This window comes from Streptomyces sp. NPDC008163 (assembly GCF_042956885.1).
Taxonomy (GTDB): domain Bacteria; phylum Actinomycetota; class Actinomycetes; order Streptomycetales; family Streptomycetaceae; genus Streptomyces; species Streptomyces drozdowiczii_A.
On record NZ_JBIBHG010000013.1, the window covers coordinates 140,290 to 161,190 of the forward strand.

The window sequence follows — 20,901 nt, forward strand, 5'->3', positions numbered from 1 at the left end:
AACCTCCACCGGGAAGCGCCCCGGGGCTCTGTGCGCCGGGATGGATCGACGAGAACGCCTCCCATGACGAACCCTCACCAGAACCTTGATCGCCCGCATTTCGGCGCTGCTCCGGACCGGTGATCCGACACGCCGTGCGGACACCCCGGAAGCTGACGGATGCCCAGGTCACGGGCCGTCAGAATTTTTGTACGCGCGCTACTCCGATAAGCATCCGGGTGGTGCGCCGCCACCCGTTCGCCCTTCTCTGATCGCCGCCCGGTGGCACCGCGCCTAGCGTTCTGCTCGTCGCGACGAAGGGAGAACCATGGGCCGGGACAACTGGCGACCGGAACGGATCCGACACTCGCCGTGGGGCGCGCTCGCGCTGGCGATGCTCTCCGGTCTGGCACTCATGCGCAACGGGGCCGACCTCTCCCCCGGTCCCCCGCAGCCGGTCGCCGCCGCATCGGTGGGCCACCAGAACAACGCCCCTGCCGCCCCCGCCGCGGGCCCGGTCGTCAAGCCGCTCCCGTACGCGCCCGTCGCCCGCGTGGCGATCCCCGACATCCAGGTCGACGCACCGGTCATCGATGTGAATCTCGACCAGGACGGCTGGATCGAGACCCCGCCGCCGGAGGACCCCAATCTGGCCGGCTGGTACCAGAACGGCATCGCCCCCGGACAGACCGGCACCTCCGTCATCGTCGGCCATGTCGACAACAAGGCGGGTCCCGCCGTCTTCTACGGGCTCGGCTCGCTGAAGAAGGGGGACCACATCGAGGTCGACCGCAGCGACGACCGGGTGGCGGTCTTCGAGGTGTACGGCGTCGAGGTCTTCGCCAAGAACGACTTCCCCGGCGCCCGGGTGTACGGGGACACCGGGCAGCCGGAGCTGCGGGTCATCACCTGCGGCGGCGGATACACCAAGGCCGACGGCTACGACGGCAACGTCGTGGTCTTCGCCCGGCTGGTGGACACCCGCTGACCCTCCCCCGTCAGAGCCGTCGCGGCACCGTGAGCCGGTATCCGTCCTCCAGCAGCTCCGGCAGATACCGGCGCAGCGCCGCCACGCTCTGCGCGCGGTTGCCGCCGGCGTCGTGCGAGAGCACCACGACCCCGGGGCCCGCGCCCTGTCTGACCCGGCGGACGATGGTCTCGGTGCCGGGCACGGTCCAGTCGAGGGTGTCCACGGTCCAGGCCATGGGTTCCATGCCCAGGGAGGCGCCGATCTCGAAGGAGTTGCGGTTCCAGGCACCGTAGGGCGCCCGGTACCAGAGCGGCCCGGCGCCGGTGATCCTCTCGATGACCTCGCTGGTACGGCCCAGCTCGTCGGTGATCGCGGCCCGGGAGAGCTTGGTGACCAGGGGATGCGTCCACGAGTGGTTGCCCACGGTGTGCCCCTCGTCGGAGATCCGGCGGACGAGGTCGCGGTTGTCGTTCGCCATCTCCCCGCAGAGGAAGAACATCGCCCGTACGTCGTGCTCGCGCAGCGTGTCCAGGATGTGCGGGGTGTAGAGCGGGTCGGGGCCGTCGTCGAAGGACAGCACCATGGCGCGTCCGATGTCGGGCAGCTCCTCGAACGGCCGGGTACGGACCGGCGGGGTCGCCGGCCGGTAGCGGGGCGGGGTCTGTCCGGTCATGGGCCGCAGCCGGTAGGCGAGCGGCCGGCCGCGGAAGGCGGCGGCCGGGGGTCCCGCCGCCCCTGCGGCGGGCGACGCCGGACGGGCCGGGGAGGTGACGGGGTCGGCGGCGACGAGCCCCACGGCGGTGGCGGCTCCCAGTCCCGCGGCCAGCCGCAGGACCGTTCGCCGCGGGGGCAGCCTGTGCTCACTCTTCATCCCCCACTGCTCGCACGCAGGTCCCGCCGTCCGACTCAGCGACACCGGCCGCCGGGGTTTTTGCACCCGGATGGCGGGGAAAGCCCTGCGCCCCCGGTGAGCGGGTCACGGCTCCCCGGGAGGCCGGGCCGGAAGCCGTGGGGAGAGCCGATAGCCTCACTGCCGTGACAGATCAGCACTCCCACCAGTTCGAACGTGGCACAGACGGACCGAAAGTGATCGTCGCGGGCCTCGACGGTTCCGAGTCGTCCATGCGCGCGGCGGCCTACGCGGCCGGCCTCGCGCGCCGGCAACGGGCCATGCTGGCGCTGGTGTACGTCCAGCCGGTGCTGGCCGCGGGCGCGGCGCTCGGGGCTCCGGTCGCCGACGCGACCGCCGAGGTGGCCGAGGGGCTGGTGGAGGAGATCCGGCAGTCGACGGCCCGGATGAAGGACATATGGGATGTCCGCTGGGAGTTCCACACCTTCCGGGGCGACCCGTACAACGGTCTGGTGACCGCCGCCGACGAACTCAAGGCGGACGCCGTGGTGGTGGGCGCGTCGGAGTCGGCCGGGCACCGCTTCATCGGCTCGGTGGCCGTCCGCCTGGTGAAGGCCGGCCGCTGGCCGGTCACCGTGGTGCCGTAGCGCCCCGGTCCGGGGTGTCGTCCGACCGTTCACCGCACCATTCGCCGCTCTGAGCGACCGCTCGTCGCACGGGGCGGCTTTTGTCCTGTTCCTCGTGGCCTGAATGCGCTCGGATACGCCAGGTCGGCAGCGAGGCCGGACCTGGCGGGAAGGGCGTTCACCATGACCACGACGAAGACCGATGAGCGGGCGCTCGCGGAACTCCAGCGTGAACACGGACCCGCCCTGTTCCACTTCCTGCTCGGTCTCACCTTCGGCGACCGGCAACGGGCCGAGGACCTGCTCCAGGAGACGCTGGTGCGCGCCTGGCAGCACCCCGAGGCGTTCGACGGCCCGTACGAGTCGATGCGGCCCTGGCTGTTCACCGTGGCCCGCCGGCTGGCGATCGATGCCAGGCGTTCCCGGCTGGCCCGCCCGGCCGAGGTCAGTGACGCCGGTCTGGAGTGCGCCCCTGCGGGGTCCGACACGGCGGAGTCCGCGGTCGCCGCGCTCGATGTGCGCGAGGCGGTGCGCGCCCTGAGCCCCGAGCACCGGTCGGTGCTGGTGCAGATCTACTTCCGGGGGCTGAGCGTGGGCGAGACGGCCGAGGTGCTGGGGATACCGGCGGGCACGGTCAAGTCGCGTTCGCACTACGCGCTGCGGCTGCTCTCCCGCAATCTCCCCGGCTACACACGACGGCCGTCGCAGGGGCGGACGGTCGTCGGCAGCTCGTGCCTGTGACGGATCCGGTGCGGCGGATCCCGCATTTCCGGCCACGCGGGGCGCGCTCCCCCGGTTCAATGCTGCGTGGGCGACCGGCCGGGCGGCCCGCCGGCCGTACGGGCCCGAGACCGAGGGAATGGGGCGAAACGGGATGCCTCCGGAACGTCATGAGAGGTCCGGCGCGGGCGAGCTGCCGGTCCCGATGGCCTGGATGTACGCGGAGTACCTGGCCGACGAACTGCTGCGCACCGGCGACCTGATGGAGCCGGCGACGCTGGAGTTCCGGGCGGGGCGGGACGCGCTGGCGCTGACCATCTTCCTGCTGGACGGTGCGGTGGCCGGGGCGCTGCCGGCCGCCCGGGTGGACGAGCTGCGGCTGCTCACCGCGTCCGGCACTCCGTGGCGCCACTGGGTGCGCGCCCGGCTGGCCGCCCCGGTGGCGGGCGGCACCGGAGCCGATCTGGCGCTGGCCCGGTCGGCGTGGCGGTGGCTGGAGGAGACCGAGCTGCTGGCCGCAGATCTGGAGGCGATCGGGCAGCTGCCGCCCTGGGAGCCGGACGAAGGCGCCGTGGAGGGCCCGGAGGAGGAGGCACGGGTGTGGACCCCGGCCTGGCAGCTGGGCCTGCCGCTGGGGCATCTCGCAGTGCACCTGTACTAGGGGGTGCCTTGTCGTTTGGATCAGGCTGGGCCCGCCCGTCAGGACCCGTGCACCCCCGCGCGGTACTTCGGCAGCCGTACGGTGATCCGCATCCCCGCCCCGATGCCCGTCTCGATGACGAGCCCGTACTCGTCCCCGTACACCTGGCGGAGTCGTTCGTCCACGTTGAGCAGGCCGATGCCGGTCGAGCGGCCGCCCTCGCCGCGCAGGATGTGGCGCAGGCGCTGGGGGTCCATGCCGGTGCCGTCGTCCTCGATGACGACCTCGGCCTCGGAGCCGGCGTCCAGGGCGCTGATGGTGATGCGGCTGGAGGTGACGGCGCCTTCGAGTCCGTGTTTGACGGCGTTCTCGACGAGCGGCTGGAGGCAGAGGAAGGGCAGGGCGACGGGCAGGACCTCGGGGGCGACCTGGAGGGTGACGGAGAGCCGTTCGCCGAAGCGTGCCCGGACCAGGGCGAGGTACTGGTCGATGGAGTGCAGTTCGTCCGCGAGGGTCGTGAAGTCGCCGTGGCGGCGGAAGGAGTAGCGGGTGAAGTCCGCGAACTCCAGGAGCAGTTCGCGGGCCTGCTCCGGGTCGGTGCGGACGAAGGACGCGATGGCGGCCAGCGAGTTGAAGATGAAGTGCGGGGAGATCTGGGCGCGCAGGGCCCTGATCTCGGCCTCGATGAGCTGGGTGCGGGAGCGGTCGAGTTCGGCCAGTTCCAACTGGACGCAGACCCAGCGGGCGACCTCGCCGGCGGCCCGGGCCAGGACGGCCGATTCGCGCGGGGCGTAGGCGACGAGGGTGCCGAGGACGCGGTGGTCGACGGTCAGCGGCACGGCGACGGCCCACTTCAGCGGGCAGTCCAGGTCGTCGCAGCCGCTGCGGAAGGCGGTGTCGCGGCCGGTCTCCAGGACGCCCGCGACCTGCTCCATGACGTCGCGGCCGTGGTGGTCGCCCTCGCCGTCCCAGACGAGGACCCCGTCCCGGTCGGTGAGGCACAGCGCGTCGGTGCCGAGGAGTGAGCGCAGCCTCCGCGCCGACCGGCGGGCGCTGTCCTCGGTGAGCCCGGCGCGGAGCGGGGGCGCCGCCAGGGACGCGGTGTGCAGGGTCTCGAAGGTGGCGTGCTCGACGGGCGTGCCGACGTCGCTGGTCCGCACGGGCCGGGCGGTGCGGCGGCCGAGGAGGAGGCCCCCGCCAAAGAGCAGGAGGGCGAGCACGACGATGGCGGCGTAGCCGGCCCCGGTCACCGGTGCCTCCCGGTGGTGAGCGCTTCGGGCAGGTGGAAGCGGGTCATGGCGGCATTGGTGCCGGGCGGTATCCGGCTCGGCGTGGCGAGGGAGACCAGGATCATGGCGAGGAAGCCGACGGGCACGGACCAGACGGCGGGCCAGGCGAGCAGGGCGTGCGGCCAGCCGGGCGGGCGCACCGCGCCGCTGACGGTGATGGCGACGGAGAGCAGCGCCGAGCCGCCGCCGAGCAGGAGACCGGCGACCGCCCCTGGCGGGGTGAGCCGGCGCCACCAGATACCGAGGACGAGCAGCGGGCAGAAGGAGGACGCGGAGACGGCGAAGGCCATGCCCACGGAGTCGGCGACGGGGACCCGGCTGACCATCAGTGAGCCGGCCAGGGGCACGGAGATGGCGAGGACGGTGGCCAGCCGGAAGTGCCGTACCCCGCGCGAGGGGAGCACGTCCTGGGTGATGACCCCGGCGACGGCCATGGTGAGCCCGGACGCGGTGGAGAGGAACGCCGCGAACGCGCCGCCCGCGACGAGCGCCCCGAGCAGATCGCCGCCGAGTCCGCCGATGACCCGGCCGGGCAGCAGGAGCACGGCGGCGTCCGCGTCGCCGCCGTGGATCAGCTCGGGGGCGTACAGCCGTCCCAGCGCGCCGTAGACGGGCGGCAGGAGGTAGAAGACGCCGATGAGGGCGAGGACGGCGACGGTGGTGCGGCGGGCGTCGCGACCGTTGGGGCTGGTGTAGAAGCGGACGACGACGTGCGGCAGGCCCATGGTGCCGAGGAAGGTGGCGACGATGAGGCCGTAGGTCGCGTACAGCGGGTGGTCGGCGCGGAACGGGGAGAGCTGTTCGTCGAAGGTGATGCGGGGCTGTCCGTCGCCCTGCCAGGCCAGCACCAGGAAGATCGCGGGGACGAGGAGCGCGGTCAGCTTCAGCCAGTACTGGAAGACCTGGACGAAGGTGATCGAGCGCATTCCGCCGGCCGCGACGGCGAGCACGACGACGGAGGCGACGAGCACGTCGCCGAGCCAGCCGGGCGCGCCGGTGAGGATCTTGAGGGTGAGTCCGGCGCCCTGGAGCTGGGGCACCAGGTACAGCCAGCCGGCGCCGACGACGAGGACGCTGACGAGTCTGCGTACCTGCCTGGATTCCAGGCGCCCTTCGGCGAAGTCCGGCAGGGTGTACGCCCCCGAGCGGCGCAGCGGGGCGGCGACGAAGACCAGCAGGACCAGATAGCCGGCGGTGTAGCCGACCGGGTACCAGAGCATGTCGGGCCCGTGCACGAGGACCAGGCCCGCGATGCCGAGAAAGGAGGCGGCGGAGAGGTATTCGCCGCTGATGGCGGCCGCGTTGAGCCGGGGGCGCACGGTGCGCGAGGCCACGTAGAAGTCGGAGGTGGTGCGCGAGATCCGCAGTCCGAAGCCGCCGACGAGGACGGTGGCCAGGACGACGACGGCGACGGCCGCCACCGCGTACGTGCGGCTCACGGGGCGGAGCGGCCTTCCACGAGCCGGGCGAAGTCGCTCTCGTTGCGCTCGGCGCGGCGCACGTACCACCAGGCGAGTACGGTGAGCGGCGGGTAGGCGGCGAAGCCGAGGACCGCCCAGACGACGGCGGAGCTGTGCAGTGCCTCGAAGACGAGGGGCAGGGTGCCCACGACGACGGCGAGGACCGCGAAGGCGGTGAGTCCGGCCCGCAGTTGCCCCCGCATCAGCGAGCGGACGTAGGCGCCGCCGAGCGCGGTCTGCTCGTCGATCTCCGACTGGGTGCGGTAGCGCGGCAGCGGGCGCACCCGCCGGGGCTCCCCCGTCACCACTTCGCGCCGGGGTGTGGGCTCTGCGGACATGGGGCCGGAGTTTATGCGGCACCCGGCCCCGCTGGGAAGGGGATTCGCAGGGCGGTAGCCGCTGGTCAGCGGCCGGTCCGCCGCATCAGCAGATCGCGCAGCGCGCGGCTGTGGCGGCGGCTGACGGCGAGTTCCGCCGTGCCGATGCGGACACTCATGCTGCCGGCGTCCAGGCGCAGTTCGTCGATGCGGCCGAGGGCCACGAGATGGCGGCGGTGGATGCGGACGAAGCCGCGGGTGCGCCAGCGCTCCTCCAGGGTGGTGAGGGGGACGCGGACGAGGTGGCTGCCGGTGGCGGTGTGCAGCCGGGCGTAGTCGCCCTGGGCCTCGGCGTACGCGATGTCGTCGACCGGGACGAAGCGGATGACGCCGCCCAGTTCGACGGCTATCTGGTCCTGGGCGGTGTCGTGGACGACGGGCGCCGAACGGTCCTGGGCCTGTTCGGCGACGCGCCGTACGGCCTCGGCGAGGCGTTCGCGGCGGACGGGTTTCAGGACGTAGTCGACGGCCTTGAGGTCGAAGGCGTGCACGGCGAAGCCCTCGTGGGCGGTGACGAAGACGATGAGCGGCGGCGCGGCGAACCCGGCGAGGAGCTGGGCGACGTCGAGCCCGGTGAGCCCCGCCATGTGGATGTCGAGGAAGACCACGTCGATGGCGGACGGGTCGTCGGGTCCCGCGTCGACGGCGCTCCCGATGCGGCGCAGCGCCTCGGTGGCCCCGGTGGCGCCCTCCGCGCTGCGGATGCGGGGGTCGGCGCGCAGGAGGTAGAGCAGTTCCTCCAGGGCGGGTTCTTCGTCGTCGACGGCGAGTACGCGGAGCATGAGGCCGGAGTGTAGGGCGTGCCCCGCGGATCGCGCCCCTACTTGAGCAGCCGGGACAGGCGGCGGTCCGCGAGCGGTTTGCCGCCGGTCTGGCAGGTCGGGCAGTACTGGAGCGCGGAGTCGCTGAAGGAGACCTCGCGGATGGTGTCCCCGCAGACCGGGCACGCCTGTCCGGTCCGCCCGTGGACGCGCATCGCGCTCTTCTTCTCGGCCTTGAGACGCCCCGCCTCCACGCCGCCGGACCGGGCGACGGCGTCCTCCAGGGTGGTGCGCATGGCGTGGTGGAGGCGGGTGATCTCCTCGTCGGTGAGGTTCGCGGTGAGCTTGAACGGCGACATCTTGGCGACGTGCAGGATCTCGTCGCTGTACGCGTTGCCGATGCCGGCGATGAGCGACTGGTCGCGCAGGGCGCCCTTGATCTGGCGGCGTTCCCCGTCGAGCAGCGCGGCGAACGCGTCCCGGTCGAATTCCGGGCCGAGCGGGTCGGGTCCGAGGCGGGCGATCCCGGGGACCTCGGCCGGATCGTGCACGAGGTGGACGGCGAGGCGTTTGGTGGTGCCGGCCTCGGTGAGGTCGAAGCCGTCGCCGCCGGTGAGGACGGTACGCAGCGCCAGCGGGCCCTTGCCGGGGCGCGGCGGGGCCGCCGGGAAGGCGTCGTTCCAGCGGAGCCAGCCGGCCCGGGCGAGGTGGGTGACGAGGTGGAGGGGGCCGACGCCGATGTCGAGGAACTTGCCGTGCCGCCGTACGTCGGTGACCGTGCCACCGTGCAGGGCTGTGAGCGGCGGGTCGTACGTCTTGAGGACGCTGATCGCGAGCGGCAGGACGCGGTCGATCTCCTTGCCGACGAGATGGTCGTCGAGAAAGAGCCGCAGGGCTTCGACTTCCGGCAGTTCGGGCATGGTCCCAGCCTGCCGCAGCGGCGCCGGGGACGCCTACCGGAGGCCGTACACGCGTTCGGCGGTGGTGGCGAGCACGGCGGCCCGCTCGTCGTCGCTCAGGTCCTGGATCAGGGTGCGGGCGGTGTCCAGGACCTCGGCGTACGTGGCGGCGAGGCGGCACACCGGCCAGTCGGAGCCGAACATGAGCCGTCCGGGCCCGAAGGCGTCGATGACGGTCTCCGCGTACGGGCGCAGGTCGTCCGGGGTCCAGGCGCGCCAGTCCGCTTCGGTGACGAGTCCGGAGAGCTTGCAGACGGTGTTGGGGAGGGCGGCGAAGGCCCGCAGGTCGTCGGCCCAGGGCCGGGTCCGCCGGGCGGCGACGGGCGGCTTCCCCGCGTGGTCGAGTACGAGGACGAGCCCCGGGAGCGCGGCGGCGGCCCGGGCCGCGGCGGGCAGCTGGTGCGGAAGGATCACCAGGTCGTAGACGAGCCCGGCGTCGGCCACGGCCGCCAGGCCGCGCAGCACATCTGGCCGCAGCAGCCACTCGGGATCCGGTTCGCCCTGGACCTGGTGGCGCAGCCCGACGAGCCGGTCGCCCCCGGGGAGTTCGCGCAGGGCGGCCAGGGTGTCGGCGATGTCCGGGGCCGTGAGGTCGGTCCAGCCGACGACCCCGGCGACCAGCCCGCCGCGGTCGGCGAGCGCCAGGAACTCCGGCGTCTCCTCGGCCGCGGTCACGGTCTGCACGAGCACGGTGGCGGCGACTCCGGCCGCGCGGGCCTCGGGCTCCAGGTCGTCGAGGGTGAAGTCGCGGCGCAGGGGGGCCAGCGCGTCGCCGGTGATCCAGTCCTGGTCGCGTACCGCGAGGTCCCACACGTGGTGGTGGGCGTCCACGACGCGGGGTGGGGCGGTCATCTCACAGCTCCCAGACGACGGGCAGCCCGGCTTCGGCGCCCTCGGCGGAGTAGTCGTGGGCGACATCGAGGAGGCCGTCCATCCGGGCCTGCCAGGCGACGTTGACGGGCAGTTGCTCCAGCTCGGCGAGGAGGCGCGCGTAGTCGTCGCACTCGATGAGGTGGAAGAGGTCGGTGCCGCTGCGCCAGATCGTCCAGGAGTCGGCGCCGGCCGCCCGGATCGCCCGGGTCAGCTCCGGCGGGACCTCGCGGTGCGCGCTCTCGTACGCGGCGATGCGGTCGGCGCGGACCTTGGTGTGCAGGGCGATGCGCATGTCAGTGTCCGTTCCCGGGCAGCAGGCCCTGGTCGCGCAGGTCGTCCCAGAGGGCGTCGGGGATCTCCCGGTTCAGCTGTACGACGGCGTCGCGCACCTCGTCCGGTGAGCGGGTGCCGACGAGCACCCCGGCGACGGCCGGGTGGGTGAGCGGGTAGTGCAGGGCGGCGGCGCGCAGCGGGACTCCGTGGGCCTCGGTGACGCCCTTCAGGTGCAGGGCCCGGTCCAGGAGGTTCAGCGGGGCCGTGGCGTAGTCGTAGGTGGCGCCGGGGCGCGGGTCGGCGAGGAGGCCGGAGTTGAAGACCCCGCCGACGACGACGCTCCGGCCGCGCGCGGCGGCGGCCGGCAGCAGGTCGGTGAGGGCCGACTGGTCGAGCAGGGTGAAGCGGCCGGCGCACAGGACGACGTCGACGTCGGTGTCCCGGACGAAGCGGGTGAGCATCGCGGTCCGGTTCATGCCGGCGCCGATCGCCCCGACGACCCCTTCGGCGCGCAGCTTCTCCAGTTCCGGGTACGCCTCGCGGAAGGCGGGTCCGGCGTGGTCGTCGGGGTCGTGGAGGTAGGCGATGTCGATGCGGTCGAGGCCGAGGCGGTCGAGGCTGTCCTCGATGCTGCGGCGGACGCCGGCCGCGCTGAAGTCCCAGCGGCGGCGGTGCGTGGCGCGTACGGCGAAACCCTCGGAGAGCCCGTCGGACGCGGGGGTCTCCTCGGTGGGCAGCGGATCAAGGACGCGGCCGACCTTGGTGGAGAGCGTGTACGCGTCGCGGGGGCGGGTGCGCAGGGCTTCTCCGAGACGGCGTTCGGAGAGGCCGAGTCCGTAGTGCGGCGCGGTGTCGAAGTAGCGGATGCCCGCGTCCCAGGCGGCGTCGACGGTGGCCGCCGCCCGCTCCGGTTCCACTTCGCCGAAGAGATTGCCGATGGCGGCCGCGCCGAAGGAGAGTTCGGTGATCTCGACCGCGCTGCCGCCCAGCCTGCCGCGCCGCATCCTGTCGTCGCCCTCCCCGATGATCGCTGCCACACAGCGAATATTCATCGGATCACTTGGGCGCGTCAACACTCCTGCGGCCACCAATTGCGGCGATCAGGAATCGACCTGTCCGATCTATTCCGTGATCACCTCGGCGAGGAGCGCTTCGAGCTCCTCGCCGGCGCAGCGTGCGAGGCCGTCCAGGCCGGGCAGCGCCTTGCCGTCGCCCACGATGCCGATGTGCACGCGCGAGCCGTACGTGGTCAGCGCGACGGCCATCGACTGACCCCGGGCCAGCGGCGCCATCGGGTACAGGGCGCTCAGCGGGCAACCGGCCAGCGAGAGGCGCGAGCGCGGCAGGGGCACGCTCGTGACCAGGACGTCGAAGAGCATCCGGGCCGCGTTCCCGGCGAGCGGGGCGCCGAAACGGTGGGCCAGCGACGGCAGCTGATCGGCCAGCACGGCGACCGCCCCGGCGCCCCGCAGCGGGCCCGCCGACTTGTTCCGGTCCATCGCCTCGCGTACCGCGCGCAGCCGCTCCCGGGGGTCCGGCTCCGAGACGGGGAGGTCCAGGAGGTAGGCGGAGAGCCGGTTGCCGGTGGCCACGGCGGCGCCGCCCGGCCGGCGCCGGGAGACGGGGACCAGGGCGCGCGGGTCGTCGCGCGGCGGGGTCTCGCCGCGCTCCAGCATCCAGCGCCGCAGCGCGCCCGCCACGACGGCGAGCAGCACGTCGTTCCCGGTGCCCCCGGTCACGCGGCGGACGCGCCGCACGGCGTCCAGGTCGAGGTCGGCCGTGGCGAGCCGCCGGGTCCCGCTGGAGCCCGCCCGGAGCACCGGCGCGCCGCGCGGGTCGAGACGGCCGGCCCGCACCAGCGAGGCGCCGACCCCGAGGGCGCGGCCCAGGTCCTCGATCCGGCCGAGGGCCAGCCCGGCGACCTGGCGCGGGCCCGGCATCCAGGACCGGGGCGGGACCGGACGCGGCCGGGCCGAGGGACGGGGGCGGGCGGTCGCGGAGGCGATCTCGTCGAAGATCCCGGCCCCGATGGCGACCGCCCGCATGCCGTCGGCGAGCGCGTGGTGGAGCTTGACGAGCACGGCGAACGGGCCGCCGTCCGGCCCGTCGATGAGGTACATCTCCCAGGGCGGCAGGCCCCTGCGGAGCGGCCGCTCCATCAGCTCGCCGGCGAGCCGCGTGGCGGCCGGCATGAAGCCCGCGCCGCCGTGCGCCGTCGCCTCGGCGGGCAGCCGTACGCGCCGGACGTGCCGGTGCACGTCGAACTCCGGGTCGGTGGACCAGGCCGCGCCGCCGACGGGCAGCAGCACGTCGCGTACCCGCATGCGCAGCCGGGGAATCGCGGCGGCGCGGGCGCCGAGGAGGCCGAGGAGCGCGTCCGGGCCGGGGTCCGCGCCCGGGTGCGGCGCCAAGACGGCGAGCGCGCCGAGGTGCATGGGGTGGGCAGCGGACTCGAGGTGCCAGAAGGCGAGATCGAGGGGTGCCAGTAGCTCAGTGCCCAACGGGTCCTCATGTCGTCGAAGACGGGAGACCGACCAGGTCGCAGTCAATCTCCGGCGGTCCATCACGGTCAAGTACAGACACGTTACGTTCAGTTACGCCTCCGTTGCGCGCAACTTCTCGGCCGTGCCGTTCTCGGCCGTCCGGACGAAGGGCGGGCGGCGGGTCAGTCGCGTGGCGGAACGACGAACTCGCTCCAGACGCATTTGCCGGTGCCCCGGGACTCGACGCCCCAGGCGTCCGCGAGCTGGTCGACCAGCAGCAGGCCGCGTCCGGAGACCCCGGCCTCGCCGGCTTCCCGGCGGCGCGGCAGGGCGCTCGACCGGTCCTCGACGTCGACCCGGAGCCGCCGCTCGGGACCGGCGAGGACCCGGATCGTGACGATGGCGCCGCCGTCGGTGTGCATCAGTGCGTTGGTGACCAGCTCGTCCGCGGCCAGCTCGACCTCGTCGGCCCGGTCCCCGGCACCCCAGGCACGGACCGCCGCGCGGATCATGTGGCGGGCCGAGCTGAGCGCCTCCGGGTCGTTCTGGGCGACGTGCTGCTGGAGCCGGCCGCCCGGCTGCGGCGCTTGGGCGGCCTTGCGGCGCAGGAGGAGCAGGGCCACGTCGTCCTCGCCGCCGCGCTCGTCCACGGAGGCGCAGAGGCGGTCGGCGAGCTGGTCGAGGTCCTGCGGGCCGTTGGTGACGAGGGCGGTGAGCCGCTGGGTGCCCTCGTCCAGATCGGAGCCCGGGAGCTCGACCAGCCCGTCGGTGAACAGCACCATGGTCTGGCCGGGGTCCAGCTCGACCGTGCTGACCGGGTATTCGAGGCGGCCGAATTCGGCGGAGAGCCCGAGCGGCAGCCCGCCGTCGGACGGCACCCTGCGGCAGCCGCCGTCGGCGTCGCGGACGAGCGGGTCGACGTGTCCGGCACGGACCAGCTGGACCACGCCGGTGGTCAGGTCTCCCTCGGCATAGGTGCAGGTCGCGAAGCGGTCGGTGTCGAGTTCGTGCAGGAAGACGGAGGCCCGCGCCATGACCGTGGCGGGGCTGTGCCCCTCGGCGGCGTAGGCGCGCAGCACGATGCGGAGCTGGCCCATCACGGCGGCCGCGTGGGTGTCGTGGCCCTGTACGTCCCCGATGACGGCGCCGACCCGGCCGCCGGGCAGCGGGATGACGTCGTACCAGTCGCCGCCGATGTCCCGGCCGAGCCGGGCCGAGCGGTAGCGCACGGCGATCTGGGCGCCGGGGACGTCGGGGATCCGGCGCGGCAGCATCGCCTGCTGGAGCCCTTCGGCGAGGTCGTGCTCCTGTTCGTAGAGCATCGCGCGCTGGAGGCTCTGGGCGATGGAGCTGCCGAGGGCGAGGAGCAGGTTCCGCTCGTCGGCGGTGAAGCCGTCCTTGCCGCTGTAGAGGAGCCCGAGCGCGCCGATGGGGCGGGCCTGGGCGATCAGCGGGAGGTAGGCGGCGGAGGTGATCCCGAGGTGGCTGATGTGCGGCCACAGGACGGGGTAGGAGGTGGCGAAGTCCTCGGCCGACTCGATGAAGCGGGGGCCGAGCGTGCGGACGACCTCGCTCATCGGGTACTGCTCGTCCGTCCGGGTGTAGCGGGTGCCGGGCACGAACGACCCCTCGGGCCCGTCGGCGACCAGATGGATGCGCCCGGCCTCGATGAGCCCCATGACGAGGCTGGTCGCGCCGAGCAGGGCCAGCCCCTCGGAGTTCTTCAGGACCTCGATGACGTCCTTGACGGTACGGGCGTGGGCCAGGGCCGCCGTGGTGGCGTCGACCAGGCTGGTGCGGCGCCGCAGCTCCTCGTCCAGCTCGCGGCGGGCGGCGGACTCGGCGAGCTCCGGGCCGGCGTCCCTGACGATGCCGATGATCCGGCGGGGGCGGCCGCTGTCGTCGCGGCGTACGAAGCCCTGGGTGTGCGCCCAGCGCAGGGTGCCGTCGCGCGACTGGAGGCGGAAGTACGCCCCGTAGTTGCTGCGGCCGCTCTTCAGCGCCTCCGAGACCATGGCGTCCAGCCGGACGCCCTCGTCGGGCGGCACGCGCAGCCCGAGCGTCTCGGGCCGGCTGTCGTATTCGTCGGCCCTCAGATCGAACACGTCGAGGGCGGGCCGGTCCAAATGCATGAGGCCGCTGTCGAGATCCCAGTCGAAGCTGCCCATTCGGTTCAGGGCGAGGCTGAGATCCGGGTGGGCGGGCCAGTCGTCCGGGAGTGACAGGGCACCCGCTACCCGATCATCCATGTGCGTCACTCTGCCATCATTTGTCCGATTCTTCGACTGAACCGTCCATTTGGTGAACGTGCGATAGGACACATCTACGGAGCGCGCCCGAGGGCCGTGCCACAAGGATTCCCGGCACACGGGTGCGGGCGGGAGCCCCGAATACCGCCCGGTAGCGCCGCCCCGCCCCGAAAGCGGGTCCGAGCAGGAGCTAACGTGTGCGAGGGGTCGACTAAGCCTTGCCTTACCAAGCGGCCCCGCTTCTGCTCGCCCGTTCGAAGGAACAGCTCGCCATGACACGCCCCGTCCGCGTCGCCATCGTCGGAGCCGGTCCCGCCGGCATCTACGCGGCGGACGCGCTGCTCAAATCCGACGCGGCCGCCGATCCGGGCGTCTCCATCGACCTCTTCGAGCGGATGCCCGCCCCCTTCGGGCTGATCCGCTACGGCGTGGCGCCCGACCACCCGCGCATCAAGGGCATTGTGCAGGCGCTGCACCAGGTCCTGGACAAGCCGCAGCTGCGCCTGTTCGGCAACGTCGACTACCCGAACGACCTGGACCTCGACGAGCTGCGCGCGTTCTACGACGCGGTGATCTTCTCCACCGGCGCCGACGCGGACCGCGCGCTCGACATCCCGGGCCACGACCTGGACGGCTCCTACGGGGCCGCCGACTTCGTCTCCTGGTACGACGGCCACCCGGACGTCCCGCGCACCTGGCCGCTGGAGGCCGAGAAGGTCGCCGTGCTGGGCGTCGGAAACGTGGCCCTCGACGTGGCCCGCATTCTCGCGAAGACCGCCGACGAGCTGCTGCCGACGGAGATCCCGGCCAACGTCTACGAGGGCCTGAAGGCGAACAAGGCGCTGGAGGTGCACGTCTTCGGGCGGCGCGGCCCGGCCCAGGCGAAGTTCAGCCCGATGGAGCTGCGCGAGCTGGACCACTCGCCCAACATCGAGGTCATCGTCAACCCCGAGGACATCGACTACGACGAGGGTTCGATCGAGACCCGGCGCGGGAACAAGCAGGCCAACATGGTCGCCTCCACGCTGGAGAACTGGGCGATCCGCGACGTCGGCGACCGGCCGCACAAGCTCTTCCTGCACTTCTTCGAGTCCCCCGTCGAGATCACCGGCGAGGACGGCCGCGTCACCGGTCTGCGCACCGAGCGCACCGAGCTGGACGGCACCGGCAACGTGCGCGGCACCGGCACCTTCCACGACTGGGACGTCCAGAGCGTCTACCGGGCGGTCGGCTACTACTCGCGCGAGCTGCCGAAGCTGCCGTTCGACGTCGCGTCCGGCACGGTCCCGCACGCCGCGGGCCGGGTCCTCGAAGGCGGCGAGCCGATGGAGTCGGTGTACGTCACCGGCTGGATCAAGCGGGGCCCGGTCGGCCTGATCGGCCACACCAAGGGCGACGCCAACGAGACGGTCGCCTGCCTCCTGGAGGACCACGCGGCCGGCCGGCTGCCCGCCCCGGCGCGGCCCGAGCCGGAGGCCGTCACCGCCTTCCTGGAGGAGCGCGGCATCCGCTACACCACCCGCGAGGGCTGGTACCGGCTCGACGCCCACGAGCGCGCCCTCGGGGCCGAGCAGGACCGCGAGCGAGTCAAGGTCGTGGAGCGCGAGGCGATGCTGGACGCCTCGGAGGCCGGCCACTGACGCCCACGGCGACGGCCCCGCACCTCCCGGAAGGGGTGTGCGGGGCCGTCGCCCTGAGGGGGGCCGAAGGGGTCAGCGGCCCTGGAGCGCCTTCACGTTGTCACCGAAGGTCCAGTTCTTCGAGCCGTCCCAGTTCAGCGACCAGGTCATGAGGCCCTTGAGGCTGTTGCCGTAGTGGTTCCACGCCTGGGAGACGAGGCCGGTCGCCATGTGGCCGCCGCCCGCGCCGGGCTGGGCGGGCAGACCGGGGACCTGCTTGTCGTAGGGCACCCGGACCGTGGTGCCCTGGATGGTGAGGCCCTTGTCGAGGCAGTCGGTCTGCGCGGTGAAGCCCTGCACGGTGCCGGCGGAGTACGAGTCGCCGGAGCAGCCGTACATGCTGCCGTTGTAGTACTGCATGTTCAGCCACCAGAGCCGGCCGTTGTCCGCGTACTTCTTGATGACCGGGAGGTACGCGCCCCAGATCGAGCCGTACACGATGCTGCCGCCGGTGACATAGGCCGTCTCGGGGGCCATCGTCAGGCCGAAGTTGGACGGCATCTTCGCGAGCACGCCGTCGATGATGCGGATCAGGTTGGACTGCGAGGCGGACAGCTGGCTGATGGTGCCCGTGCCGGTCAGACCGGTCTCGATGTCGATGTCGATGCCGTCGAAGTTGTACTTCTTCAGGATCGGCACGACCGTGTCCACGAAACGGTCGGCGACGGCGGTGGAGCTGAGGTCGATGCCGGCGGTGGCGCCGCCGATCGACAGCAGGGTGGTGAGCCCGGACGCCTTCGCCCGGCACATCTCGGCCGGGGTCGGCACTTTGACGGTCGAGTCCATTCCGTCCTCCCAGAGGACGGTGCCGTCCGAGAGGATGACCGGGAAGGCCGCGTTGATCACGTTGTAGCCGTGCTGCGGAATGCGGCTGTCGGTGACGGGGATCCAGCCCAGCGGCGGGTGCACTCCGTTGGACGCGCCGTCCCAGTTCTCCCAGTAGCCCTGGAGCACCTTGCCCGTGGGCTTCGACTTGACCGCGCAGGTGTCCTCCTGCGCGGAGCTCGGCGTCGCGCCGACGAGCATCTGCACGATGCACGCCGCCGCCAGGCCGACCCCCAGCAGACGTGATGTGCGACCGAACATGGCGGGACCTCTTCCTGGAATGGCACGCCCCTGACAACACGCAAGCGGAATCGCGAACGCCGCCCAACGTAAAGTGGTCCAGACCTTCCGTCAATAGGTCTGGACCAAAGTGGGACCGCTGTGCTTCATGGGGAGGCGTGCGCGTGACGGGACCGCTCGCGCACCCGGTCCGGATACTTCTCGGTGAAGCGGACGGCCAGCACCAGCAGGGCCACCGGGATGATCCAGTTGAACCAGTCGCGCCCCGACGAGGTGTGCAGCGCGAGGAGTCCCAGCAGGGCGGTGGCCGCGAAGACCGTGCCCCACAGCAGCGTCAGCACCCGGTTGACGTGCCGGAACACCGGCGTGCCCCACACCTCCCGGGGCGTGGACTCACGTGCGTACTGCTCGGTGAACGGGACGAACGCCAGCGAACCGAGCGCCACCACGGCGATGACCGCGCTGGACAGCACCTGGGCATACCTCTCGACCCAGTCCAGATCCTGGCGGTCCAGGAACAGTGCGAGGACGCTCAGCAGCGCGAAGAAGACGATGCCGGTGACCTCCAGGATCTTGAAGGAACCCCGGCGCATGTCCGGCAGGTTGAGCACCACGGCGGCCACCAGACCGGCCAGAGCGGCGTACTCCCAGGTGCTGGGTGAGGCGACGACGACGAAGATGATCCAGGGCGCGAACGCGAAGAACAGGTTCCCCGTCCGCCGCCCCGAGCGGGTTTCGGACACCGGACACCTCCGAAGGCGTGGCCCGGCGCGGCGATCTGCCGCGACTTCCATGGTGGGCCCGGGAACGGCCCCGCGCACTCCGCGACCGCGTTGCGGGGGTCCCGGGCCGGGGATTGAATGAGGAGTCAGCCCGGCCCGCATCCGGGCGCGCCCCCACATCCCGGCAAGGGAGGCCGCCATGGCCGCACATGCCGCACACGACTTCGACCCGAGCCGGGTCGTCCACCTCTCGGGGCGCTTCGCCCCCGTGACCGAAGAGGTCGACGAGGCGGACCTGGAGGTGACGGGCGCACTGCCCGGTGAACTCGACGGGGTGTTCCTGCGCAACGGGCCCAATCCCCGCTTCACACCGATCGGTTCGTACCTCTACCCGATCGACGGCGACGGCATGCTGCACGGCGTGTGGATCTCCGGCGGCCGGGCCCGCTACCGCAACCGGTTCGTCCGGACACCCGCCGTGGTCGCCGAGGAGCGGGCCGGGCGCGCGCTGTGGGGCGGCATCGAGTCGATGATCCTGCCGCAGGAACCGGACGTCGGTCCCGAGCTGGCCGGCACCTTCCGCGACATGCCGGACATCAACGTGGTGCGCCACGCGGGACGGCTCCTGGCGCTCGCCGAGTCCGACTGCCCGTTCCTCATGACGCCCGATCTGGCGACCGTCGGCAAGGAGACGTTCGGCGGGGCGCTGCCCGCGGGCATCACCGCGCATCCGAAGACGGACCCGGTCACGGGCGAGATGCTGGTCTTCTGCTACGGCCTGGAGCCGCCCTACCTCACGTGGTCCGCGATCGGCCCCCTGGGCGATGTGCTCCGGGGCCCCACCCCGGTGGACGGGGTCGACGAGCCGATGATGATCCACGACATGGCGATCACCCCGCGCTTCCTGGTGATCGTGCTGGCACCGGTGTTCTTCGACATCGCGGCGGCCATGACCGGCGGCTCGATGATCGACTGGCGCCCCGAGCGCGGCACCCGCCTCGCCCTGATCCCGCGCGACGGCGGCCCGGTGCGCTGGGCCTCGGACGACGCGTTCTGGCTGTGGCACACGGTCAACGCGTTCGACACCGAGCCCGGCGGCGGCGAAGTGGTCCTGGACTACGTGCAGTGGACCCGCCTGTCCATGGGCGCGCCCGCCGAGGGAGCGGGGCCCAACCGGGCGGGTCTGGTGCGCGCGGTCATCGATCCCGTCGCGGGCACGATGCGCCGGACCGTGCTGGACGACGTGCGGATGGAGCTGCCCCGCACCGACGACCGGCTGATCGGCAGGCGCCACCACCAACTGGCCGTGGCCTCGGAGTCCGGCAGCCTGGACCTGCTGCCCGGCGAGTACGACACGCTGCGCTGGTACAACGGCAACGACCCCTCCGGCCCGCATGTGGTGTGGCGGGCCGGGGACCTGTCGGTGGGCGAGCCGGTCTTCGCTCCCGTGCCCGGCACCGGGCCGGGCGAGGGCGGTTACTGGATGACGTACGCCACCGACCGCACGGACATGACCAGCTGGCTGCTCGTCATCCCGTCCGAGGACCCGGCGTCGGGCCCGGTGGCCCGGGTGCGCATCCCGGTCCGCGTCCCCCTGGGCCTCCACGGCAACTGGCTGCCCACCGAGGAGTGAGGCCCGCCGGCGTGTGGGGCCCGCAGCCCCTCACCACCGCGCGGCCGGACCCTCGTCGGCGCCCCGGGGCAGCCGGATGGACGTCGGCGGCTCGTCGGACCCGGGCGGCTCGTCCGGCACCGGCGGCACATCGGAGGGCTCGTCGGTGGGCTCACCGGTCGGCGTCGGACAGCGCGTTTCCCCGGGTGCCCGGGCGGGTACGCGGCCGGCCTTCGCGGGCTCACCAGGCGGTGTGGGCGTCTCCGGCGTGGGTACGCCGGGCGTCGGGCAGTCCTCCGGGGACCGGGACGGCGTGGGTTCGGACGACTTCTCCGGCCGCTTCGTGGCGGGGGGCGGTACGTCGGGGAGGGGGCCGGTGATGTCGGTGTCGGGGGTGTAGGGCGGCGGCTTCTCGGGAACGCGGTCGCCGGTGGCCTCGTCGCCGGCCGGACGCGCGATCCAGCTGTGGCGGGCCAGGTCGGCGATCACCAGCTCCGCCACGGGCCGCGCGGCGGGCTCGACCACGACGGTCCGCGCCGGGTCGAACCCCTCCCAGCGCTCCCCCGTCCCGGCCGTCGCGTCACCCGAGCCGTCCGGCGGGTCCAGCGGGTTGCCGCAGACGCAGCGGACCCGGGGCAGCCCCCGTACGTCGACCATGACCGCGGTGCCGGCCTGCAGCACGGCCTGGTAGGTGGTGACGGAACCGTCCCTGAATCCGTGCCCGGTGACCAGGGTGTCGGCGCGCAGCAGGACGGGCGTCAGGCCGCGCAGGAAACCGGCGATCTCCTCGCGTGCGACGGACACGGTCTGCGCGAACGCCTCTTCCCGCGCCGGGTCCACGGCAAGCATCCGGATCTCCGCCTCCACGTCGCAGGAGGGGACGGCGCGTGTTCCGGCGTACAGACCGGGCGTCGATCCGGTGCGCTTGAGCGCCTGTCCGGGCGCCGACGGCGAGCGGGGTGCCCGGGTCCGTGCGGGCCCCGGGGGCAGCGCCGGGCCGCCCGCGGTGGAGGCGGTGAAGGGTGCGGTGCCGGGGTCGGTCGCGGGCTGGAGGACGAGGCCGGCGTCGTCGGCCGTTCGCGTGGCGGGACCGCGGGCGTGGGTGCCCCCCGCGCAGCCCGCGCCGAGGAGGAGACCGGCGCAGAGCAGGGCGGGGACGGTGCGGCGCAGTCGTATGCGTGAGGGCACGGGCGGTCTCCTGCCTGGTCACCGGTCTCCCGGTCGCTCCCTCATGTCTGCCGCACTTCCCCCGCCCCCGCAAGCCAACCGCCGCCCTGGACGCGTGCACCACTGCCGCCTTGAAGCCGTTCGGCC

General features: G+C 72.9%; 20 protein-coding genes. 6 read left to right on the plus strand and 14 right to left on the minus strand.

Going from position 1 to position 20,901, the window contains the following annotated elements; translation table 11 throughout:
• Positions 1-307: 307 nt before the first annotated feature.
• Positions 308-967, plus strand: a complete 660-nt coding sequence (locus ACFZAT_RS26875) for a class F sortase (protein WP_391267994.1) — start codon at positions 308-310, stop codon at positions 965-967.
• 10 nt (positions 968-977) lie between these two features.
• Here ACFZAT_RS26875 and ACFZAT_RS26880 read toward each other — a convergent pair whose 3' ends face one another.
• Positions 978-1,820 carry a polysaccharide deacetylase family protein gene (locus tag ACFZAT_RS26880; RefSeq protein WP_391267995.1) on the minus strand — a complete coding sequence of 281 codons (843 nt, stop codon included), beginning with the start codon at positions 1,818-1,820 and terminating at the stop codon, positions 978-980.
• Between the two features lie 164 nt (positions 1,821-1,984).
• Between ACFZAT_RS26880 and ACFZAT_RS26885 the strand changes: the two genes are divergently transcribed.
• The 3 genes from ACFZAT_RS26885 (at position 1,985) to ACFZAT_RS26895 (ending at position 3,806) form a co-directional block, all read left to right on the plus strand.
• Entirely contained in the window at positions 1,985-2,446 is a 462-nt protein-coding gene (locus tag ACFZAT_RS26885) for a universal stress protein (protein WP_391267996.1), read from the plus strand.
• Between the two features lie 162 nt (positions 2,447-2,608).
• Positions 2,609-3,166: a sigma-70 family RNA polymerase sigma factor gene (locus ACFZAT_RS26890; protein ID WP_391267997.1), complete on the plus strand. Its 558-nt coding sequence runs from the start codon at positions 2,609-2,611 to the stop codon at positions 3,164-3,166.
• A 133-nt stretch (positions 3,167-3,299) separates the two neighbouring features.
• Positions 3,300-3,806, plus strand: a complete 507-nt coding sequence (locus tag ACFZAT_RS26895; protein ID WP_391267998.1) for a hypothetical protein — start codon at positions 3,300-3,302, stop codon at positions 3,804-3,806.
• Positions 3,807-3,844: 38 nt separating this feature from the next.
• Here ACFZAT_RS26895 and ACFZAT_RS26900 read toward each other — a convergent pair whose 3' ends face one another.
• The 10 genes from ACFZAT_RS26900 to ACFZAT_RS26945 form a co-directional block, all read right to left on the minus strand.
• Entirely contained in the window at positions 3,845-5,035 is a 1,191-nt protein-coding gene (locus ACFZAT_RS26900; RefSeq protein ID WP_391268000.1) for a histidine kinase, read from the minus strand.
• The gene (locus tag ACFZAT_RS26905) at positions 5,032-6,513 is read right to left on the minus strand and encodes a cation acetate symporter (RefSeq protein WP_391268002.1); all 1,482 of its coding nucleotides are present in this window, start codon (positions 6,511-6,513) and stop codon (positions 5,032-5,034) included. The genes ACFZAT_RS26900 and ACFZAT_RS26905 overlap by 4 nt, the downstream gene beginning before the upstream one ends.
• Positions 6,510-6,872 (minus strand): hypothetical protein, encoded by a 363-nt coding sequence (locus ACFZAT_RS26910; RefSeq protein WP_391268003.1) that lies wholly within the window; start codon positions 6,870-6,872, stop codon positions 6,510-6,512. Before ACFZAT_RS26910 ends, ACFZAT_RS26905 begins: the two co-directional genes overlap by 4 nt.
• A 65-nt stretch (positions 6,873-6,937) precedes the next feature.
• Complete coding sequence (locus tag ACFZAT_RS26915) at positions 6,938-7,693, minus strand: LytTR family transcriptional regulator DNA-binding domain-containing protein (RefSeq protein ID WP_391268005.1); 756 nt, start codon at positions 7,691-7,693, stop codon at positions 6,938-6,940.
• A 38-nt stretch (positions 7,694-7,731) separates the two neighbouring features.
• Positions 7,732-8,592, minus strand: a complete 861-nt coding sequence (locus ACFZAT_RS26920; RefSeq protein ID WP_391268007.1) for a DNA-formamidopyrimidine glycosylase family protein — start codon at positions 8,590-8,592, stop codon at positions 7,732-7,734.
• Between the two features lie 33 nt (positions 8,593-8,625).
• Complete coding sequence (locus ACFZAT_RS26925) at positions 8,626-9,483, minus strand: amidohydrolase family protein (RefSeq protein WP_391268010.1); 858 nt, start codon at positions 9,481-9,483, stop codon at positions 8,626-8,628.
• Between the two features lies 1 nt (position 9,484).
• Complete coding sequence (locus ACFZAT_RS26930) at positions 9,485-9,796, minus strand: L-rhamnose mutarotase (protein WP_391268012.1); 312 nt, start codon at positions 9,794-9,796, stop codon at positions 9,485-9,487.
• 1 nt (position 9,797) lies between these two features.
• The gene (locus tag ACFZAT_RS26935; protein ID WP_391268176.1) at positions 9,798-10,781 is read right to left on the minus strand and encodes an aldo/keto reductase; all 984 of its coding nucleotides are present in this window, start codon (positions 10,779-10,781) and stop codon (positions 9,798-9,800) included.
• Positions 10,782-10,898: 117 nt separating this feature from the next.
• Positions 10,899-12,278, minus strand: a complete 1,380-nt coding sequence (locus ACFZAT_RS26940; RefSeq protein ID WP_391268013.1) for a wax ester/triacylglycerol synthase family O-acyltransferase — start codon at positions 12,276-12,278, stop codon at positions 10,899-10,901.
• A 164-nt stretch (positions 12,279-12,442) separates the two neighbouring features.
• Complete coding sequence (locus ACFZAT_RS26945) at positions 12,443-14,509, minus strand: SpoIIE family protein phosphatase (RefSeq protein WP_391268014.1); 2,067 nt, start codon at positions 14,507-14,509, stop codon at positions 12,443-12,445.
• A 272-nt stretch (positions 14,510-14,781) separates the two neighbouring features.
• Here ACFZAT_RS26945 and ACFZAT_RS26950 point away from each other — a divergent pair, with 272 nt between their 5' ends.
• Complete coding sequence (locus ACFZAT_RS26950) at positions 14,782-16,149, plus strand: FAD-dependent oxidoreductase (RefSeq protein ID WP_391268015.1); 1,368 nt, start codon at positions 14,782-14,784, stop codon at positions 16,147-16,149.
• Positions 16,150-16,221: 72 nt separating this feature from the next.
• On the opposite strand, the gene ACFZAT_RS26955 is transcribed toward ACFZAT_RS26950, so the two are convergent.
• The gene (locus tag ACFZAT_RS26955; protein ID WP_391268016.1) at positions 16,222-17,274 is read right to left on the minus strand and encodes a glycosyl hydrolase family 18 protein; all 1,053 of its coding nucleotides are present in this window, start codon (positions 17,272-17,274) and stop codon (positions 16,222-16,224) included.
• A 125-nt stretch (positions 17,275-17,399) separates the two neighbouring features.
• Positions 17,400-17,996, minus strand: a complete 597-nt coding sequence (locus ACFZAT_RS26960) for a hypothetical protein (protein ID WP_391268018.1) — start codon at positions 17,994-17,996, stop codon at positions 17,400-17,402.
• Between the two features lie 178 nt (positions 17,997-18,174).
• Here ACFZAT_RS26960 and ACFZAT_RS26965 point away from each other — a divergent pair, with 178 nt between their 5' ends.
• Entirely contained in the window at positions 18,175-19,608 is a 1,434-nt protein-coding gene (locus ACFZAT_RS26965; RefSeq protein ID WP_391268020.1) for a carotenoid oxygenase family protein, read from the plus strand.
• Positions 19,609-19,638: 30 nt separating this feature from the next.
• On the opposite strand, the gene ACFZAT_RS26970 is transcribed toward ACFZAT_RS26965, so the two are convergent.
• A complete protein-coding gene (locus ACFZAT_RS26970; protein ID WP_391268022.1) occupies positions 19,639-20,775 on the minus strand; it encodes a DUF6777 domain-containing protein in 1,137 nt (378 codons plus the stop codon).
• Positions 20,776-20,901: the final 126 nt, after the last annotated feature.

What these genes read in the sequence shown, in the direction of transcription:
- ACFZAT_RS26875 (WP_391267994.1), top strand. Translation starts at nt 308, where the DNA reads ATGGGCCGGGACAACTGGCGACCGGAACGGATCCGACACTCGCCGTGG.
- ACFZAT_RS26880 (WP_391267995.1), bottom strand. Translation starts at nt 1,820, where the DNA reads ATGAAGAGTGAGCACAGGCTGCCCCCGCGGCGAACGGTCCTGCGGCTG.
- ACFZAT_RS26890 (WP_391267997.1), top strand. Translation starts at nt 2,609, where the DNA reads ATGACCACGACGAAGACCGATGAGCGGGCGCTCGCGGAACTCCAGCGT.
- ACFZAT_RS26895 (WP_391267998.1), top strand. Translation starts at nt 3,300, where the DNA reads ATGCCTCCGGAACGTCATGAGAGGTCCGGCGCGGGCGAGCTGCCGGTC.
- ACFZAT_RS26910 (WP_391268003.1), bottom strand. Translation starts at nt 6,872, where the DNA reads ATGTCCGCAGAGCCCACACCCCGGCGCGAAGTGGTGACGGGGGAGCCC.
- ACFZAT_RS26915 (WP_391268005.1), bottom strand. Translation starts at nt 7,693, where the DNA reads ATGCTCCGCGTACTCGCCGTCGACGACGAAGAACCCGCCCTGGAGGAA.
- ACFZAT_RS26920 (WP_391268007.1), bottom strand. Translation starts at nt 8,592, where the DNA reads ATGCCCGAACTGCCGGAAGTCGAAGCCCTGCGGCTCTTTCTCGACGAC.
- ACFZAT_RS26925 (WP_391268010.1), bottom strand. Translation starts at nt 9,483, where the DNA reads ATGACCGCCCCACCCCGCGTCGTGGACGCCCACCACCACGTGTGGGAC.
- ACFZAT_RS26930 (WP_391268012.1), bottom strand. Translation starts at nt 9,796, where the DNA reads ATGCGCATCGCCCTGCACACCAAGGTCCGCGCCGACCGCATCGCCGCG.
- ACFZAT_RS26935 (WP_391268176.1), bottom strand. Translation starts at nt 10,781, where the DNA reads ATGCGGCGCGGCAGGCTGGGCGGCAGCGCGGTCGAGATCACCGAACTC.
- ACFZAT_RS26945 (WP_391268014.1), bottom strand. Translation starts at nt 14,509, where the DNA reads ATGGATGATCGGGTAGCGGGTGCCCTGTCACTCCCGGACGACTGGCCC.
- ACFZAT_RS26950 (WP_391268015.1), top strand. Translation starts at nt 14,782, where the DNA reads ATGACACGCCCCGTCCGCGTCGCCATCGTCGGAGCCGGTCCCGCCGGC.
- ACFZAT_RS26955 (WP_391268016.1), bottom strand. Translation starts at nt 17,274, where the DNA reads ATGTTCGGTCGCACATCACGTCTGCTGGGGGTCGGCCTGGCGGCGGCG.
- ACFZAT_RS26965 (WP_391268020.1), top strand. Translation starts at nt 18,175, where the DNA reads ATGGCCGCACATGCCGCACACGACTTCGACCCGAGCCGGGTCGTCCAC.